The 17,518-nt window shown below is 68.6% G+C and carries 14 protein-coding genes; 8 read left to right on the forward strand and 6 right to left on the reverse strand.

What is annotated here, in order from left to right; genetic code table 11:
• Nucleotides 1-1,067, reverse strand: a 1,067-nt coding sequence (locus tag WAS25_RS03680) for a patatin-like phospholipase family protein (protein WP_422310157.1), incomplete at its 3' end; no start/stop codon positions are given.
• 335 nt (nucleotides 1,068-1,402) lie between these two features.
• Nucleotides 1,403-1,984: a peroxiredoxin gene (locus WAS25_RS03685; protein WP_422310158.1), complete on the reverse strand. Its 582-nt coding sequence runs from the start codon at nucleotides 1,982-1,984 to the stop codon at nucleotides 1,403-1,405.
• Nucleotides 1,985-2,226: 242 nt separating this feature from the next.
• Between WAS25_RS03685 and WAS25_RS03690 the strand changes: the two genes are divergently transcribed.
• From WAS25_RS03690 to WAS25_RS03720, 7 genes are all read left to right on the forward strand, one after another.
• The gene (locus WAS25_RS03690; RefSeq protein ID WP_422310159.1) at nucleotides 2,227-3,528 is read left to right on the forward strand and encodes an arginine deiminase family protein; all 1,302 of its coding nucleotides are present in this window, start codon (nucleotides 2,227-2,229) and stop codon (nucleotides 3,526-3,528) included.
• Between the two features lie 119 nt (nucleotides 3,529-3,647).
• Nucleotides 3,648-4,625, forward strand: coding sequence for a lysophospholipid acyltransferase family protein (locus WAS25_RS03695; protein WP_422310160.1), 978 nt, complete (start codon nucleotides 3,648-3,650; stop codon nucleotides 4,623-4,625).
• A gap of 50 nt (nucleotides 4,626-4,675) precedes the next feature.
• Nucleotides 4,676-5,146, forward strand: a complete 471-nt coding sequence (locus WAS25_RS03700) for a GreA/GreB family elongation factor (protein ID WP_422310161.1) — start codon at nucleotides 4,676-4,678, stop codon at nucleotides 5,144-5,146.
• Between the two features lie 25 nt (nucleotides 5,147-5,171).
• On the forward strand, nucleotides 5,172-6,416 hold the full coding sequence (gene clpX / locus WAS25_RS03705; RefSeq protein ID WP_422310162.1) for an ATP-dependent Clp protease ATP-binding subunit ClpX: 1,245 nt from the start codon (nucleotides 5,172-5,174) through the stop codon (nucleotides 6,414-6,416).
• A gap of 9 nt (nucleotides 6,417-6,425) precedes the next feature.
• A complete protein-coding gene (lon, locus tag WAS25_RS03710) occupies nucleotides 6,426-8,870 on the forward strand; it encodes an endopeptidase La (protein WP_422310163.1) in 2,445 nt (814 codons plus the stop codon).
• 33 nt (nucleotides 8,871-8,903) lie between these two features.
• Complete coding sequence (locus WAS25_RS03715; protein ID WP_243287799.1) at nucleotides 8,904-9,104, forward strand: hypothetical protein; 201 nt, start codon at nucleotides 8,904-8,906, stop codon at nucleotides 9,102-9,104.
• A 9-nt stretch (nucleotides 9,105-9,113) separates the two neighbouring features.
• Entirely contained in the window at nucleotides 9,114-10,070 is a 957-nt protein-coding gene (locus WAS25_RS03720; RefSeq protein WP_422310164.1) for a YihY/virulence factor BrkB family protein, read from the forward strand.
• A gap of 318 nt (nucleotides 10,071-10,388) precedes the next feature.
• Here WAS25_RS03720 and WAS25_RS03725 read toward each other — a convergent pair whose 3' ends face one another.
• The 3 genes from WAS25_RS03725 to trhA are packed head-to-tail and all read right to left on the reverse strand — an operon-like array spanning nucleotide 10,389 to nucleotide 13,425.
• Nucleotides 10,389-11,906 carry a sigma-54-dependent transcriptional regulator gene (locus WAS25_RS03725; RefSeq protein WP_422310165.1) on the reverse strand — a complete coding sequence of 506 codons (1,518 nt, stop codon included), beginning with the start codon at nucleotides 11,904-11,906 and terminating at the stop codon, nucleotides 10,389-10,391.
• 39 nt (nucleotides 11,907-11,945) lie between these two features.
• Entirely contained in the window at nucleotides 11,946-12,662 is a 717-nt protein-coding gene (locus WAS25_RS03730; protein WP_422310166.1) for a helix-turn-helix domain-containing protein, read from the reverse strand.
• Between the two features lie 7 nt (nucleotides 12,663-12,669).
• Nucleotides 12,670-13,425, reverse strand: a complete 756-nt coding sequence (trhA, locus tag WAS25_RS03735; RefSeq protein WP_422310167.1) for a PAQR family membrane homeostasis protein TrhA — start codon at nucleotides 13,423-13,425, stop codon at nucleotides 12,670-12,672.
• Between the two features lie 56 nt (nucleotides 13,426-13,481).
• Between trhA and ggt the strand changes: the two genes are divergently transcribed.
• Nucleotides 13,482-15,134 (forward strand): gamma-glutamyltransferase, encoded by a 1,653-nt coding sequence (ggt, locus tag WAS25_RS03740; RefSeq protein ID WP_422310168.1) that lies wholly within the window; start codon nucleotides 13,482-13,484, stop codon nucleotides 15,132-15,134.
• Here the strand turns inward: ggt and WAS25_RS03745 are convergent, their stop codons facing one another.
• Complete coding sequence (locus tag WAS25_RS03745; RefSeq protein ID WP_422310169.1) at nucleotides 15,135-17,486, reverse strand: prolyl oligopeptidase family serine peptidase; 2,352 nt, start codon at nucleotides 17,484-17,486, stop codon at nucleotides 15,135-15,137. It abuts the gene before it with no gap.
• Between the last annotated feature and the right edge of the window lie 32 nt (nucleotides 17,487-17,518).

The raw sequence follows: 17,518 nt of genomic DNA on the forward strand, positions 1-17,518 counted from the left end.
AGCCGGTAGAGGTCCCGCAGGACCGGCCGCTCGGGAGTGCCGGTGGCGCCCAGCCAGACCGTGGCGCCCGGGACGCCCTCGGCCTCCAGATCAACGCCGCTGGCGGCCACGGACCGCGCGCCGGGGCCGTAGATCAGCGCCTCCAGCACCTCCCGGTTCAGGTCGAAGGCCTGACGGCCCGCCACCACCATGCGATCGACCTGGTGGTAGAAGTCGAACTCGTCCGCGGCACTGACGTTGGGGCGGATGACCAGGTTCGCGGCGGCCTCGCTGCGACGTTCGGTCTGGGCCATGGCCAGGTCCAGCGAGGCGTCGAGGAGGGAGGCGAGGTTGGTCTTCGGCTCGGGGCTCCAGGGCCGGCCGATGGCCACGCCGATCTGGAGCATGTCCGGGAAGGCCTGCCTGGCCGTGAGGATGGGCAGGTTCTCGTAGGGGCCGCCGTCCACGTACTGGTGGCCCTGGATCATGACCGGCTCGAAGATGCCCGGCAGGCAGGTGCTGGCCATCACCACGTCGACCAGGGAGCCGCTGGCGAACACTCGGCCCTTCCCCTCGGTCAGGTCGCTGGTGACCACGCGCAGGGGCATCCGGAGCCGGTCGAAGTCACCGCCCGCCAGCCAGGAGGCGCGGGCCAGCATCGGCATCAGCTCCAGGCGCACCCGTCGGCTGCGCGTGCCCCCGGGTAGCAGGTCAAGCTTCCCGGACCGGAAGGTCAGCCCGAAGGGGGTCGCGTGCACCACCTCGTCCTCGGACAGGGAGTAGCCCGGTTCGCGCTGGCGGTCATCGAGGGCCCGGCCGAAGTCATGGTCCTTGAAGATCCGCGCGATGCCATCCGCGGAGAAGCCGGAGGCGTAGAGGCTGCCCATGATGCTGCCGGCGGAGGTGCCGGTGATGGCATCCACGGGGAGGTTCTCCTGGTCGAGTCCCTGGAGCACGCCCAGGTGGGCCAGTCCCTTGCCGCTGCCGCCCCGGAGGGACAGGGCGACGGGCTTCTGGCCGGGCACGCGGTACTCACTGTGGAAGCGGAAGCGGTAGTCGGGCTCCCGGCGTTCGAGGCGGAGGACCATCGGGGCAGGAGTCGCCCCCTGCGAGGCAGTGGACGTCGGGCCGATCAGCGTCCCCAGAACGAAGGCAAGGTGCGGGGCGAACCGGCGCAGTCGGCAGAGCATGGGGACCATGTCGGAGGCCTTGGGCGAGGGGTGGCGGGCAGGGAAGCGCGTCGGAGACTGTCCCGATTCTAGATGGCAAGCGGCGAGTCGCCACCACAACTGTCCTGGACGGTTGAACCGAAGGGGCAACCTGCGCTGCCCGGCCATCCGGGTGGTTCCCCTGAAGGCCATTCCGACTCTGCGTACACGCCGCGGGCGCCAGTCGGCGCCCGCTTCCTTCGCTCTCCGCCGTGCTACTTAGCGGCGACGTAGGCCTTGAGGCCCTCGGCATTGGGCTTCATTGCTTTTTGCCCCTTGTGCCAGTTGGCGGGGCAGACTTCGCCGTGCTCTTCGCTGAAGTCCACGGCGTCGAGGAGGCGAAGGACTTCCTCAACGCTGCGGCCCAGGTCGTTGTGGTTCACGGTGATGTGCTTCAGGATGCCGTCCTTGTTGATGATGAACAGGCCGCGCAGGCTGATGCCCGCGGGCAGCAGCACGTTGTAGTCCTGGGCGATGGTCTTGTTCAGGTCGGAGACCAGCGGGAAGGTGACGCCCTGGATGCCACCGTCCTTGCGGGGGGTGTTGACCCAGGCGTGGTGGCTGAACTTGGAGTCGACGCTCACCCCGATGACCTGGGTGTTGCGGGCTTCGAACTCCTTGGCGGCGTCGGCGAAGGCCAGGATCTCGGTGGGGCAGACGAAGGTGAAGTCGAGGGGGTAGAAGAACAGGACGACCTTCTTGCCCTTGTAGTCGGACAGCGAGACCTGCTTGAACTCGCCGTTGACGAGGGCGTCGGCCTTGAAGTCGGGTGCGGGCTGGGTGACGAATGCGGCCATTGGTGCCTCCATGGTGGGGACTCGCCCCGGGGGTTTCGGTCGGAAGAATCAGGCTACGGCGGGCCCGGAGGGGGTTCAAGGAAAATGTCTGACCAAATCAGTCAGATATTCAAAACCTACGGGTCGCTTGACACCTCCCCCGGAAGGCGCGCGCCTTTGCGGACTGTCAACGCCCGAACGCCCGCCGCCATTGGCTCTGGACCCCGTGCTACGCTCCGAGGTTTCGCGCTCCGAGGCACCCCATGCAGCCCATCCAGCTCTCCGTCTTCTCTGAAACCGCACGGCTCAGGCAGGTGGTGGTGCACAACCCCGGTCCTGAGGTGGACCTGATGGTGCCGGGCATGATGGAGAAGCTCCTCTTCGATGACATCCTCCACGGCGACCTGGCCCGGTACGAGCACGGGCAGTTTCGGCAGGTGCTGGCGAAGGTGGCCGATGAGGTGCTGGACATCCAGGACCTCTTCACCGAGGCCCTGCAGGAGGAGCCGGTCAAGCGGGCCTTTCTGGAAGACCTGCGGGCCCTGGTGGGGCTGCCGGAAGACACCTGCATCCTCCTGAACGACATGAGCCCGTCGGACGTGGCCCGCAGCGTCATCGGCGGCCTGCCCTGGGACGACATGCCGAGCCACACGCGCTGGGAGGAGGAGTTCGACTACCGGGTGCGCCCCATCCCGAACCTGCTGTTCATGCGGGACCCCGCCTCGGTCATCGGCGACGGCTACAGCGTGAACTCCATGGCCACCTGGGCCCGGGAGCGGGAGCCACTCATCCTCAGCTACGTCTTCCGGCACCACCCGCGCCTGAAGCACCACACGGACCACGACAAGTGGTTCGACCAGGTGACCCCCCTGGTGCGAGGCGAGATCAAGGCCCCGGTGAGCCTGGAGGGGGGCGACATCCTGGTACTCAGCCACAAGGTGCTAGCGGTGGGCTGCAGCGAGCGCACCCAGGCCGATGCCATCCATCAGCTGGCCGAGAGCCTGCGGGCCCACCACGCCGAGGACAACGCCAGCTTCGACCACCTGGTCATGGTGCTCATGCCGAGCAAGCGCAGCGCCATGCACCTGGACACCATCTTCACCCGCACCAGTGAGGACGAGTGCCTGGTCTTCTCGCCCTACTTCCGGGAGGGCAGTCGGGAGCTGCTGAACGTGACGAGCATCGACCTGCGCCATAAGGAACTGCGCATGAGCACCGGGCCGAGCCTCCTGAAATCGCTGAAGAAGCTGGGCATTGACCTGAAGCCCATCGCCTGTGGAGGCGACGATCCCATCATGCAGCAGCGGGAGCAGTGGACCGATGGCGCCAACGCCTTCTGCCTGGCCCCGGGCGTCATCACCAGCTACGGCCGCAACATCGCCACGGCCGCAGCGCTGGACCGGGCGGGCTACCACGTGGTGACGGCTCAGGAAGTGCTGACCGATCCCACCCTGGACCTGCTGGACGGGGGCAAGTACTTGGTCCAGATCCAGGCCGGCGAGCTGAGCCGGGCCCGGGGCGGCCCGCGCTGCATGACCATGCCCTTGGCCCGGGACGGCGCCTGAACCGGCCAAACCCCTTCCAGGTTGAGGCGTAAATACTGAAATGGCTCGGCAATGAATCCTGAATCTGGTTGCTGTTAAGCTTCAGCCTCGCGCCTCGTCACCGAGGCGCCCCTTTTTTTATGGCCGACCTGACCCCCACTCCCGCCCCCACGCTCCAGCACCGCCTGGAGTACGGCGTCTTTCGCCTGCTGGACGGCGTCCTGGGACGCCTGCCTTGGTCCACGGTCCAGACCCTGGGCGAGGCCGCGGGGGAGCTCTTCTACCTGGTGGACCCCAAGCACCGGCGCATCGTCCGGGAGAACCTGCGCTTCGCGGAGCTCGGCTTGACGGAGGCCGAGACCCGGGCCATGGCCAAGGCCTGCTTCCGGCACTTCGGCGCGCTGTTCATCAGCCTGCTCCGGCTGCGGCAGGCCACGCCCGAGGAGCTGGACCGCTGGATCAAGGTCGAGGGGCTGGAGCACTTCGATGCGGCGCAGGCCGGCGGCAAGGGCTTCATCCAGCTCACGGGGCACTACGGCAACTGGGAGGCGGTCGCCCTGGCCCAGAGCCGCCACGGCCGGACCATCGACGCCATCGGCCGGGAGCTGGATAACCCCCTGCTGGAGCCCATCTCCCTGGGCTTCCGCACCCGCTTCGGCAACCGCGTGATCCTCAAGGACGGCGCCATGCGGGAGACCCTGCGGTCGCTCAAGGCCGGCCGCGGCGTGGGCTTCCTGCTGGACCAGGACGCCCTCACCATGGGCGTGTGGGTGCGATTCCTGGGCCAGTGGGCCTCCACTTTCGGCACCGCCGGGAGCCTCGCCGCCCGGTACGGCCTGCCGGTGCTGCCCGTCTTCAGCTGGCCGAATCCGGACGGCACTATCACCGTGCGCTTCGAGCCATCCTTCACGGTGCCCGTGACCGGCGATGCAGCCCGGGACGGGTGGGTGGCGACCCAGCTCATGACGGCCCGCATCGAGGCCCAGATCAGAAAAGACCCCCGCTGGTGGTTCTGGATGCACCGCCGCTTCAAGACCCGTCCCGGGGAGGGCGACCCGCTTCCGGCTCCGCTTCCCCCCCCGGAGTGGGTAGAATCGATCTCAACCTCTCCTGTCTGACCGGGCCGAATGGCCCGCCTTTTTTTGACCCTTCTTTCCCGGAAGTCCCCATGCCCAAGCACGTGCTCGCCAAGCTCGAGAAGGAACTCAAGGACATCAAGCAGGCCCTGCTGGTGGAGATCCCCCAGGAGATCGCCCGGGCGGCCGGGCAGGGCGACCTGTCGGAGAACGCCGAATACGAGCAGGCCCTGGCCAAGCGGGACATGTTCCAGAACAAGCTTGTCACCCTCGAGAAGCGCATCTCCGAGGTGGCCAGCCTGGACATCAGCCGCCTGCCCAAGTCCCGGGCTGCCTACGGGTCCAAAGTCACCATCCTGGACCTGGATTCCGATGAGGAGTTCACCTACACACTGGTGCTTCCGGAGGAACTGGATGGCCATCCCCAGCATCTCAGCATCAGCTCCCCCATCGGCATGGCGCTGGTGGGCCAGGAGGAGGGCAATGAGGTCCGTGTCCAGATCCCTGCGGGAGTCCGGCGCTTCGAGATCCTGGAACTGAAGACCATTCACGATGTAGCCTAGACCGTCCCCAGGAGGGGAGCCTGAAATGAACAAGTACAAGCGTGAGCAGAAGTGCTCTTTCTGCGGCAAGGAGCCCCACGAGGTGGAGCAGCTCCTCGCGGGCCCAGAGGCCTTCATCTGCAACGAGTGCCTGGAGGCCGGGCAGCTGCAGCTACGCATGAGCCGCCAGGGCAAGCCCCTGGGCAAGCACGAGGCCCGCCTCAGCCGGCCCAAGGAGATCAAGGCCTTCCTTGACGACTACGTCATCGGCCAGGAGGCCGCCAAGAAGCGCCTGAGCGTGGCGGTCTACAACCACTACAAGCGCATCCTCACGCCCCGGAAGGCCCTGGGCGCCACCGAGGTGGAGCTGTCCAAGAGCAACATCCTGCTGCTGGGGCCCACGGGCACCGGCAAGACCCTGCTGGCCCAGACTCTGGCCCGCTTCCTGGACGTGCCCCTGGCCATGGCCGACGCCACCACGCTGACCGAGGCCGGCTACGTGGGCGAGGACGTGGAGAACATCCTCACCAAGCTGCTCCAGGCCGCCAACTACGACGTGGAGCGGGCCCAGCGCGGCATCGTCTTCATCGATGAGATCGACAAGGTGGGCCGCAAGAGCGAGAACCCCAGCATCACCCGCGACGTCTCCGGCGAGGGAGTGCAGCAGGCCCTGCTGAAGCTGGTGGAAGGCACCGTGGCCAACGTCCCGCCCCAGGGGGGCCGCAAGCACCCGCACCAGGAGTTCATCCAACTGGACACCAGCAACATCCTGTTCATCTGCGGCGGCGCCTTCGTGGGCATCGACGACATCATCAAGCAGCGCATCCGCGCCAAGGCCGTGGGCTTCGGCTCCACGCCGTCCTCCAAGGACGACAAGGAGAACCTGCTGCGCTTGGTGGAGCCCGAGGACATCATCAAGTTCGGCCTCATCCCCGAGCTGGTGGGCCGCCTCCCCGTGGTGGCCGGTCTCACGCCGCTGGACCGCGAGGCCCTGGTGGCCATCCTCACCCAGCCTAAGAACGCCATCACCAAGCAGTTCGTGAAGCTCTTCGACATGGACGACGTGGACCTGAGCTTCGAGGAGGGCGCCATCGACGCCATCGCCGAGCAGGCCCTCAGGCGCAAGCTGGGCGCCCGCGGCCTGCGCAGCCTGGTGGAGCAGATCCTCCTGGAGCCCATGTACGAGCTGCCCTCGGACAAGCGCACCACCCGCGAAACCCTGCGGATCACCCGGCAGAAGGTGGAGGAAGTGATGGGTCTCCCCTCGCAGCCGATCTCAGCCGCGGGATAAGCAGGCCCCATGGCCACACCCAAGACGCTCACCCTGCCTGCCATCCCCATCCGGGACATGGTGCTGTTCCCGGGGGCCCGGGTGCCCTTCGTGGTGGGTCGATCGGCCTCGGTGCGCACGCTGGAGCTGGCCATCAAGGCCGGCGACCACCTGCTGATGCTCACGCAGAAGGATGCCAAGGTGGAGACGCCGGGGCAGGAGGATCTCTTTGCCATCGGCACCCTGGCCCTGGTGGAGTCGGTCATCGCCCTGCCCAAGGACTACTACAAGGTGGGGGTGAAGGGCATTGCCCGCGTGAACCTGCGCCGCTACGACGACACCGGCGAGGTCATCCAGGCCGAGGCCTACCTGCTGCCGGAGCCCGTCCAGACGGGCGGGGGCTCCCTCCAGCCCTTCCACCAGGCCGTGGAGTCCTTCCTGGGCCGCAACTCCGATGCTTCGCGCCTGCTGAGCATGGACCAGATCCGCGAGCTGCCCCTGGGCAAGGCCATCGACACCGTGGCCGGGCTGGTGCCCGCCGAGGTAAAGCAGAAGCAGGAGATCCTCGATCAGCTGGAGATCGCCCCGCGTCTCGAGTCGCTCATGCGGCTACTGGAGCTCGACGCCGCCCGCTCGGAGGTGGACCGCACCCTGGACGAGAAGACCCGCCAGCGCCTGGATCAGGACCACAAGCAGTACGTGTTGAACGAGAAGATGCGGGTCATCCAGCAGGAGCTGGGCAAGAAGGAAGAGAAGGACGAAGGCACGCGCCTGAAGGACCAGATCGAAGCTGCGGGCATGTCCGTCGAGGCCAAGACCAAGGCCCTGGAGGAGCTGGAGCGCCTGGAGGCCATGCCGCCCCAGAGTGCCGAGGCCACGGTCAGCCGCACCTACCTGGACTGGCTGCTGGCCCTGCCCTGGCAGGCCATGGCCGAGGAGCGCCTCGACCTCACGGAGGCCGAGCGGGTGCTGGATGAGGACCACTCGGGCCTCGACAAGATCAAGGCGCGCATCCTCGAACACTTGGCCGTGATGGCGCGGCTGCGGAGCGAGCCCCTTAAGGAGGGCGAGGCCGGTGGCCGCGCCCCGCTCCGTGGCCCCATCCTCTGCCTGGTGGGCCCGCCGGGCGTGGGCAAGACCTCACTGGCCCGCAGCATCGCCCGGGCCCTCAACCGGCCCTTCGTGCGGCTGTCCCTGGGCGGCGTGCGCGACGAGGCGGAGATCCGTGGCCATCGCCGCACCTACATCGGCTCCATGCCAGGCCGCATCATCTCGCTGATGAAGAAGGCCAAGGTCCGCAACCCGCTCATGCTCCTGGACGAGATCGACAAGATGGCCTCGGACTTCCGTGGCGATCCGAGTTCAGCGCTGCTCGAAGTCCTCGACCCCGAGCAGAACGCGGCGTTCCAGGACCACTACCTGGACCTGGGCTTCGACCTCAGCCAGGTGCTCTTCCTGGCCACGGCCAATGTGCGCCACCAGATCCCGGAGCCCCTGGAGGACCGTCTGGAGGTGCTGGAGCTGTCCGGCTATACCACCAAGGAGAAGCTGGCCATCGCGGAGCACCACCTGCTGCCCCGGGCCCTCGAAGGCCATGGCATGAAGAACATGGGCGTGCGCTTCGAGAAGGCGGCCCTGGAGAAGCTCGTGCAGGCCTACACCCGCGAGGCCGGCGTCCGCCAGTTCGAGCGCGAGATCGCCAACATCCTCCGCAAGCTGGCGCGGCACACGCTGCAGCCCGAGAAGGGCGAGGCCTTCGATCCCGTCATCACCGCCGAGCGCGTGCCCAAGCTGCTGGGACCCGAGAAGATCCTGGAGCACCGCGCCGAGGACACGGCGCCGCCGGGGCTGGTGAACGGCCTGGCCTGGACGCCCACAGGCGGTGACCTGCTCACTATCGAGGCCGCGGTGCTGCCGGGCAAGGGCGTGCTCAAGCTCACCGGCAAGCTGGGCGAGGTCATGCAGGAGAGTGCGAACCTGGCCCTGAGCTATGTCCGCGCCCGGGCCGAGCGCCTGGGCCTGAAGCGCGACTTCCTGGACACCGTGGACCTGCACGTCCATGTGCCCGAGGGGGCCATTCCCAAGGACGGCCCCAGCGCAGGCATCACCCTGGCCACGGCCCTCATCTCCGTGCTGACCGGCATCCCCGCCCGGGCGGACATGGCCATGACGGGCGAGCTGACCTTGCGGGGCCGCGTGCTGCCCATCGGTGGGCTGAAGGAGAAACTGCTGGCCGCACACCGCCAGGGCCGCAAGGCCGTGCTGATCCCCAGCGAGAACGCCCGCCACCTGGAGGAGGTGCCCGCCGAGGTTCGCGAGCAGCTGAGCATCCACCTCGTCAGCCACATGGACGAGGTCATCCAACTGGCCCTCACGCGCATGCCCGAGCCCTTGAGCCCAGACGGCCCTGCTACCCAAGCCCCTGAGGGCCAGGCCCACCCGGCTGCGGCGCGGGAGAACCCGACGGCGCAGTAGGGTGGCCCGTTCCCGCCCTGCTACCCTGATCCCATGCGTTTTCTCTCGAGCCACGTCATCCACTTCGTCGTCATGGGTCTGGGCATCTCCTTGGTGCTGGGGCTGCTGCATCCGACCACCCGGCCGGAGCGAACGCGGGCATCCATCCTGAAGCATGCGGCGGGGCTCATCGGCATCGGGCTGGCGTTGGCCTGGCTCATGTACCTCCTGCCCCGGCATCCGGTCCGCTTTTAGGGGGACGCCGTGGTCGAGCAGGTCCTGGGCCTCTGGGCCACCCTCGAAGCGGGCTGGCAGCGGATCTGGCGCCTCCTGGCGGACCTGTGGCAGGAGATTGCTCGACGGGTGCCCATCGTGGGGCGCGTGGGGCACTTTATCGCCGAAGTGCTCGGCAAATACCACAAGGACGACTGCCTGAGCTATGCCGCGGGGCTCAGCTTCTGGCTCATCGTCAGCCTGGTGCCGCTGTCCACGCTGCTGTTCAAGCTGCTGGGCGCCATCCTGGGCAGCCGCGCCTACGGGCCCGCCACCATGAAGACCCTGCAGGAGATCGTGCCCTTCCTCCCCAAGGAGTTCGTCTACGACGCCGTGGCCAACAGCCAGAAGATCGGCGGCATGGGGCTCTCCTGGATCGTGCTGCTCTTCGGCAGCTACTGGGGCATCAGCCAGCTGGACACCAGCCTGGCCCACGTGTTCGGCCTGCGCATCAAGAAGCACCGCCAGACCCGCAAGAACCACCTGCTGCGCCAGGTGATCTTCCTCGTGGGCGGCCTGCTGGCCACGGTGCTCTTCCTGGCGGTGCTGCTGGGCGGCACCCTGCGCAAGGTGTTCCCCGCCCGGCAGACGGACTTCCTGCCCTACCTCGGGCCCCTCATCGGCCTGGTGGTGATGACCCTGGTGCTGCAGCACCTCCCCCGGCTACACGTGAAGTTCCGCCACGCCTTCCTGGGCGCGGGCATCTCCACCGCCCTGTGGTGGCTGGCCAAGTGGGGCTTCGGCGTCTACCTGCGGCACACCATGACCTGGGGCATCATGTACGGCTCCCTGCTGGGCATCGTGGCGGGCCTCACGTTCCTCTACTACAGCTGCGCCATTTTGTTGCTGGGCGCCGAGATCACCGCCGCCTTCTACCGCCACGAGACCGGCGCCACCACCGTGCCGTCGTGGCTGCGGATGAAGGCGGGCGAGCCGGTGAAACCCTAGCGCGGTTTCATGCCGAGAACACTGGGTGAGGAGAAAAACTCATGCTCGATTCGCCTCCGCGTCTCTGAGTGGGCTTCCTTCTCTCTCCTTCACGCGGAGGGCACGTAGGAAAGCGGGGCTTGGCGAGATGGAGTCACGGCTCGGATTCTGAATGGGCTATTGACACTTCTAACCACTGGATCTGGACAGCTTCAGAACGAAGAGTATCAGCCACCGATGAACACCGATGCACACCGAAAAAGGAATGATCTTGATCGGAGTTCATCGGTGTTTATCGGTGGCTCAAATTGCTTTTGCTTGTCCCGGTCGGGATGAGGCTTACTCGTCCTCGCGCCCGCGCTGACTGGCGGGGATGACATAGCCATCGGCCTTGTACTCATTGATCTTGTTCCGCACGGTGCGTAGGGCGATGTCGAGCTGTTCGGCGCAGTGGGTGCGGTTGCCCTTGAGGGCGCTGAGGGTGGAGAGCAGCCAGAACCGCTCGAGTTCGGGCAGGCTAAGGCCCAGGGGCAGCACCACGGGGGTGCCCATGGGCACGCCCACCAGGGGCTTCAGGGGATCGGCCACCACGGCGCCGGCGGGGGCGGCCACGTCGCGGCGGACGGCGACGGGCGCCACGGGGGGCGTCCAGGCCTCGATGAGGGGGCTTTCCGGTGGATCCTCGGGGAGCCCTTCGAAGGCTGCGGAGGGCAGCAGCCAGCGCAGGTCCTGCTGGCTGAGGCGGCGGCCCTGGCTCAGCACCACGCAGCGCTGGATGACGTTCTCCAGCTCACGGATGTTGCCGGCCCAGGGGTGGCGGGCCAGGGCGGCGAAGAAGCTGGGCACCAGCTCCGGTACGGGCCGGTCGTTCTCGCGGGCGTAGCGCTCGGCGAAGTGGGCGGCCAGCAGGCTCAGGTCGCCCGGCCGGTCGCGCAGGGGCGGCAGGTCGAGCGGAATGACGTTTAGGCGGTAGTAGAGGTCCTCGCGGAAGCGCCCGGCCTTCACCTCGGTCTGGAGATCGCGGTTGGTGAGGGCGATGAGGCGGACATCCACCGCGATGGGCCGGGTGCCGCCCAGGCGGTCCACGGTACGCTCCTGGAGGACGCGCAGCAGCTTGCCCTGGAGGCCCAGGGGCAGCTCGCCCACTTCGTCCAGCACGAGGGTGCCGCCATCGGCCTGCTCGAAGCGGCCCTGCTTCATGCTGGTGGCGCCAGTGAAGGCACCCTTCTCGTAGCCGAACAGCTCGGACTCCAGCAGGTTCTCGGGGATGGCTGCGCAGTTGATGGCCACGAAGGCGCCATTGCGGCGGGGGCTCGAGCCGTGGATGAGCTTGGCTAGCAGCTCCTTGCCGGTGCCGCTCTCGGCCTGGATGAGGATGGTGGCGCGGCTGTCGGCGGCCCGGCGGGCCAGGGCCAGGGTCTCGCCCAGGACCGGGTCCTGCGTGAGGATAACGGGGGCCTCGGCGGCCTCCTCGGCCTTGAGGTGGCCCTCGGACTTCAGGGCCTTGTGGAGGGCGGCGGTGAGCTCCTCCGGGCTGAAGGGCTTCGAGAGGAAGTCGAAGGCGCCAAGGCGCATGGCCTCACGGGCGGACTCCAGGCTGCCGAAGGCGGTGATGAGCAGCACCGGCAGGCCCGGATCCACGGCCTTCAGGCGAGCCGTCAGCTGCAGCCCGTCCATGCCGGGCATGCGCAGGTCGGTGACCACGGCATCGAAGGCGCCGGGCCGCACCATGCGAAGGGCCTCTTCGCCGCCGCGGGCCTGCTCGGCAAAGAAGCCGGCCCGCTTGAGGCTCATGGCCATGCCATCCCGCATCCCGGGATCGTCGTCCACCACCAGCACCCGAAGGGGAGTCGCCATAGCTGAGCATCCATGCGGCCAGCGCGGCCGCTAAACCCGTTATCGGGTCCCGGGGTCCGGACTGGAGTTTTGTGCCGGGCGGCGCTTCAGGACCCGATGGGGCAGGTCACCGCTTCCTTCCTCTCCGCGTACAGGGTCCCCGTGGCGGCGGATGAGCAGGTAGAGCTGGCGGCGACTCACACCCAACCGAAGGGCGGCCTCCACCCGGTTGCCGTAGGCGCGGCGCAGGGCTTGGTGCAGCAGGTAGCGCTCCAGTGCATGCAGGTTGGTGGCGAGATCCTCGGCCTCGAAGCGGGGCGGACCGGCCTGTTCGGAAGTGGGCGACTGGCCCAGTAGCTTCCAGCGCAGTAGGCGGTTCCGCAGCTCCCGCAGGTTTCCGGGGCAGGGCAGGGCGCCCAGGCTGACGGGCAGCTCGCCTGCGAGGCCCTCCTCAGCGGCCAGCGCCGCCAGCAGGGCCGGGATCGCTTCGGGATGCTCGTCCAGACCCGGCAGACGCAGCTCTAGGCAGGACAGTTGGCCCGGCGCCGAGCGCGCCGCCACCACGCCCCGGGGCTCGCTCGCCAGCCACTGGGCTCCCGTGGCTGTGGAGGCGGCCTCGTGCATCGCCACGCACCTACGCGCGGCCAGCTCCGCCGCCAGCGTGGAGACACCGGAACCCACGGGGCCGTGGATCCACAGGGCCTCGGGACGGGCGATCAGCTCCTCCAGGTGGGCGCCCCACTGGGCGAAGCCCGGGAGGAGGGCGAGGGAAAGCATCGCGCGCCTACTTCCCCGGGAACACGTGGAAGAGCACGGCGAACACGTGGCAGGCGCTGCCGGCCACCACAAAGAGGTGCCAGAGGGCGTGGTGGAAGCGCAGCCGCTCCAGGCTGTAGATTGCGGCGCCCGCGCTGTAGAAGAACCCGCCGCTGAAGAGCCAGTAGAGGCCGTGGGTCGACAGGGATTTTCCCAAAGGCACGGCGGCGATGACGATGAGCCAGCCCATCAGCAGGTAGATGCAGGTCGAGATCCAGCCCATGCGCTTGGCGAAGGCCGGATCCATGTCCGTATCGCTGGGCATGGCATGGAGGTGGTCCACCGCGGGCGGCCGGAAGATCTGCTTGGCCAGGCGCGCGTAGAACACGGCCTTGAACACGATGCCCACCACCGCCAGACCCCAGACCAGGCCAAAGAGGGTCCAGCCCCAGCCGGGTCGCGTCCGACCCAGGGCCGACAGGCAGAAGGGCGTGTAGGTCCCGGCGATGAGGATGAAGATGGCGGAGTGGTCGAAGACCTTGAAGACCAGCTTCACCCGCGGACCGCGGAAGGCGTGGTAAAGCGTGGACATGAGGTAGAGCAGGATCAGGCTGGAGCCGAAGATCGAGGCCCCCACCACGTCCCGGGCGGTGCCGTGGATGGCCGCGGTGATCACCATCAGGACCAGGCCCGCGATGGACAGCGCCGCGCCCAGCCCGTGGGTTAGGCTGTTGGCCAATTCCTCGCCGCGCGTCTGGGAGGTGGATCCAGGGAGAGAAGCCATGCGGGACATGCCTCCGAGGATGACAGACTCTAGGCATCCGTTCCTCTGGAGCTTCCATGCGCCTTCCTCTGTCCCTGGCCCTGGTCCTCACGCTAGCGGCCCCGGCGCAGACCGTGCGGGGCGTGGTCGTGAGCCAGGAGCGGCTGGCTTCGGAGGCTGGCGCCCAGGTACTGCGCGACGGTGGCACCGCCGTGGATGCGGCCGTGGCCACGGCCTTCGCGCTGGCAGTGGTGCATCCCGCCGCGGGCAACCTGGGTGGCGGCGGCTTCCTGCTGTCGCGGCCTACTTCGGGTCAGGCCACCTTCCTCGATTTCCGCGAGACCGCGCCTGCCGCAGCCCACCCTCGGATGTGGCTGAAGGAGGACGGCACCTACGATGAGCCGCGGCACCACGCGAGCCTGGCCGCCGTGGGTGTGCCGGGCACCGTGGCCGGTCTGCGCGCCGCCTGGAAACGGGAGGGGCGCCTGCCCTGGGCGCGCCTGCTGCGTCCCGCCATCCGGCTGGCGCGCGAGGGCTTTGCGCTGACGGAGAATCAGGCGGCGAGCCTGGAGAAGCAGCTGCCCGAGTTCCGGAAGCACCCGCCCACCCTGGCCCAGTTCAGCCGCGGCGGCGAGCCGCTGAAGGCCGGGGACCGGCTGGTGCAGCGCGACCTGGCCCGCACCCTGGATCGTCTGGCGAAGGGCTGGACGGACTTCTACCGCGGCGCCACCGCCCGCCTCATCCTGCGCGACATGGAGGCCGGGGGCGGCCTGCTCCGGGCTTCGGATCTGCGCGCCTACCGGCCGCGCTGGCGCCAGCCCCTGCGTGGCAGCTACCGGGGTGTGGAAGTGCTGGCCGCACCCCCGCCCAGCTCCGGCGGCCAGGTGCTGATCGAGGCTCTGAACGTGCTTGAGTGCTACGACCTGAAGGCCGCGGGGGCCGCCTCGGCGACAACCGTCCACCTGGCCTCCGAGGCGCTCCGCCGGGCCTTCGCGGACCGGGCGCAGTTCCTGGGCGATCCGGGCTTCAACGGGGACATGCCCCTGCTCCGCCTGCTCTCGAAGGAACACGCTGCGTCCTTGCGGGCGACGATCCGCGTGGACCGCGCGTCCACCTCCGTGCCGGACCGCTTCACCTGGCCCACCGACCGCCCCGACACCACGCACCTCTCGGTGCTGGACCGCAAGGGGAACGCGGTGAGCCTCACCTACACGCTGGAGGACAGCTACGGCCTCAAGCGCATCGTGCCCGGCGGGGGCTTCCTGCTGAACAACGAGCTGGGCGACTTCAATGCCGGGCCGGGCCTGACCGATGCCACGGGCCTCATCGGCACGGTGCCGAATCTGGCCCAGCCGGGCAAGCGGCCGCTCTCCAGCATGTGTCCGGTCATCCTCGTGCAGGGCGGGAAGGCGCTGCTGGTGAGCGGTAGTCCCGGCGGGCGCACCATTCCCAGCACAGTGCTGAACACGGTGCTCAACGTGGTGGACTTCGGCCTGGACGCCCGCGCTGCCGTGGACGCGCCCCGCTTCCACCACCAGTGGCTGCCGGACCGCATCCAGGTGGAGGCGGACCTGCCTGCCGCCACGCAGTCCGCGCTGAAGGCCATGGGCCACACCCTCAAGGAGGTGAAAAAGCAGGGCTGCGCCCAAGTGATCCTGGTGTGGGATGGCCAGGTCCAAGGCGCTGCGGATACGAGGCGGTGGACCGACAGCGGGGCGGTGGCAGAGTGATCACTTCTTCAGGTGCTTGTCGAACCAGCGCAGCATCTCCCACAGGGTGTGCTCGATGGACTCCCGGGCGCTGTAGCCGTGTGACTCCAGGGGCAGGGTGACGTAGCGGGCCGTCTGGCCGTTGCCCTTCAGTGCCGCGTAGAGCCGCTCGCTCTGGATGGGGAAGGTGCCCGAGTTGTTGTCGGCCTCGCCGTGGATGAGCAGGATCGGGGCATTGAACTTGTTGGCGGCCATGAAGGGGGACACCTTCAGGTACATGTCGGGCGCCTCCCACAGAGTGCGCTTTTCGCTCTGGAAGCCGAAGGGTGTGAGGGTGCGGTTGTAGGCGCCGCTGCGGGCGATGCCGGCCCGGAACAGGCTGGAGTGCGCGAGCAGGTTCGCCGTCATGAAGGCGCCATAGCTGTGCCCGCCCACGCCCACGCGCCCGGGGTCGATGACGCCCAGCTCGTCGGCCTTGTCGATGGCGGCCTTGGCGCTGGCCACGACCTGGTCGAGGAAGGTGTCGTTCACGGTCTTGGGATCCCCCACCACGGGCATGGTGGCGTTGTCGAGCACCACGTAGCCCGACAGCAGGAAGAACAGGTGCGACATGCCACCGAGGGTGGTGAAGCGGTTCGCGGAGCCGCTGACCTGGCCCGCCGTGGCGGCATCCGTGAACTCCATGGGATAGGCCCAGACCACGGCGGGACGCCGCTCGCCGGCCTGGTAGTCCGGCGGCAGGTACAGCGTGAAGCTGAGCGCCACGCCATCGGGACGGGTGTACTTCACCAGCTTCTTCTGGATCTTCCGCAGCTGGGGTAGGGGATCCTGGAAGGCGGTGAGGGCCTTGGGTGCTGCGCCGTGCAGCACGTAGTTCGGGGCCTCCGCGGGGCTCTCGCGGCGGTTGATGAAGCGGCCGTCCGGCAGCAGGGCCATGGGGGCTTCGAAGCGGCCCTCCTCACACCTGAAGCGGCGCTCGCTCTTGAGCGTCGCGGGGTCGAAGCGGTCGAGGAAGGGCCGGTCGCCCTCGGGCGTGGCGCCCATGCCCACCAGGAACAGGCGCCCGTCCAGCTGGCGCAGGGCCGCGTGGCCGTTCGGGAGCAGCCTCGACTGGAAGCTGCCGGGATCGCGGTAGCGGTCGTTGCTGCTGAGGTCGAAGGCGAGGCGAGCCTCGCCGGGTTTCCCGGGATCCAGCAGCCAGGTGCGCACCCAGCGGCGGTCGCGGTCGACCTCCCGCGCAACGGCGAGGTTGCCGCCCTCTGACCACTCGAGGCCCATCAGGCGCGCCTTGAGCCGCAGCAGCTCGGTGGGCGCTGTCTTGAAGGGGGCCGCCTGCACGAGGAGCCGATCGCGGAAGTCGGCCTTGCGCTTGGGATCGCCGCCATCCAGAGCTTCGGTCCAGGCCAGGGTGGCTGGCTCCGTGGGCCGCCAGTGCAGGCGGCGGGGCCCGGTGCGCACGCCTTCGATCGGGATGCCCTCGGCCAGGGGCTGGTCCGCGGCGAGGTGCACGAGGGCCCCCGAGCGATCCCAGACCTCTTCCCGCACGGGAAACTGCTGGCTGGGCACCAGGAAGGAGAAGGGCCGCTGCAACCGGGACAACAGGATGAGGCGGCCGTCCGGTGAGGGCTGCACACTGGCGTAGAGGCCGGGCTTGCCGAGGGGCTTGAGGGCACCCGTGGCGGGGTTCACCCGCACCAGCTGGGACTGTCCGAGGAACTCGAAGCGGGCCTCGTCCTGGGCGTTCTGGAGCAGGTCCTGGTAGGTGGGTGCGGGGGCGGTCTTGCCTTCGTTCTCCTGGATCCGGGGACCCTGGGGCGCCTCGGGGGCGCTGGGCTCCGGCCCCTGGGCGGCGGGCACGGCCTTGCAGAGCAGGCTGCCGTCCGCCATCCAGTCGAGGGGGCTGCCGAGCACGGCGTTCAGGTTCAGGCCCCGGATCCGATGCAGCTTCCCGGTGGCGGCCTCGCCGAGCCACAGCTCGGTGGCCTGGGCCGACGCACCGATCAGCGCGAAATGGGAACCGTCTGGGGACCAGCGCGGCTGGCCGAGGCTCACGCCCGCAGGCAGGGCGATGGCCTTGGCGGGGCCCTCCAGCTGCTGGAGGGCGAGGGTCTTCAGGCTTCGAGGCGCATGGGGGCCGCGGGTGCGCGGATTGAACCGGTGCCCGGCCAGGCGCGCCATGGGCTGAGCCAAGTCCTTGATGGAGGGGTGGCGCTCGAACTCCGCCAGCAGGAAGCGGTCGCCCCTGGGGCTGAGGATCAGCGAGGGCGTGCCGGGAGCGTCCAGCACGGCCTGGATGGCCTTCGGCGCCTTCTGGTAGGGCGTGGGCTGGGCCAGCAGGGCGAGGCTCAGGAACGGCGCAAGGGCACGCAGCATGGGGACTCCCGGGGGAATCCCTCATCATGCCA

Origin of the sequence: Geothrix sp. (genome assembly GCF_049292215.1) — a bacterium.
Classification (GTDB): domain Bacteria; phylum Acidobacteriota; class Holophagae; order Holophagales; family Holophagaceae; genus Geothrix.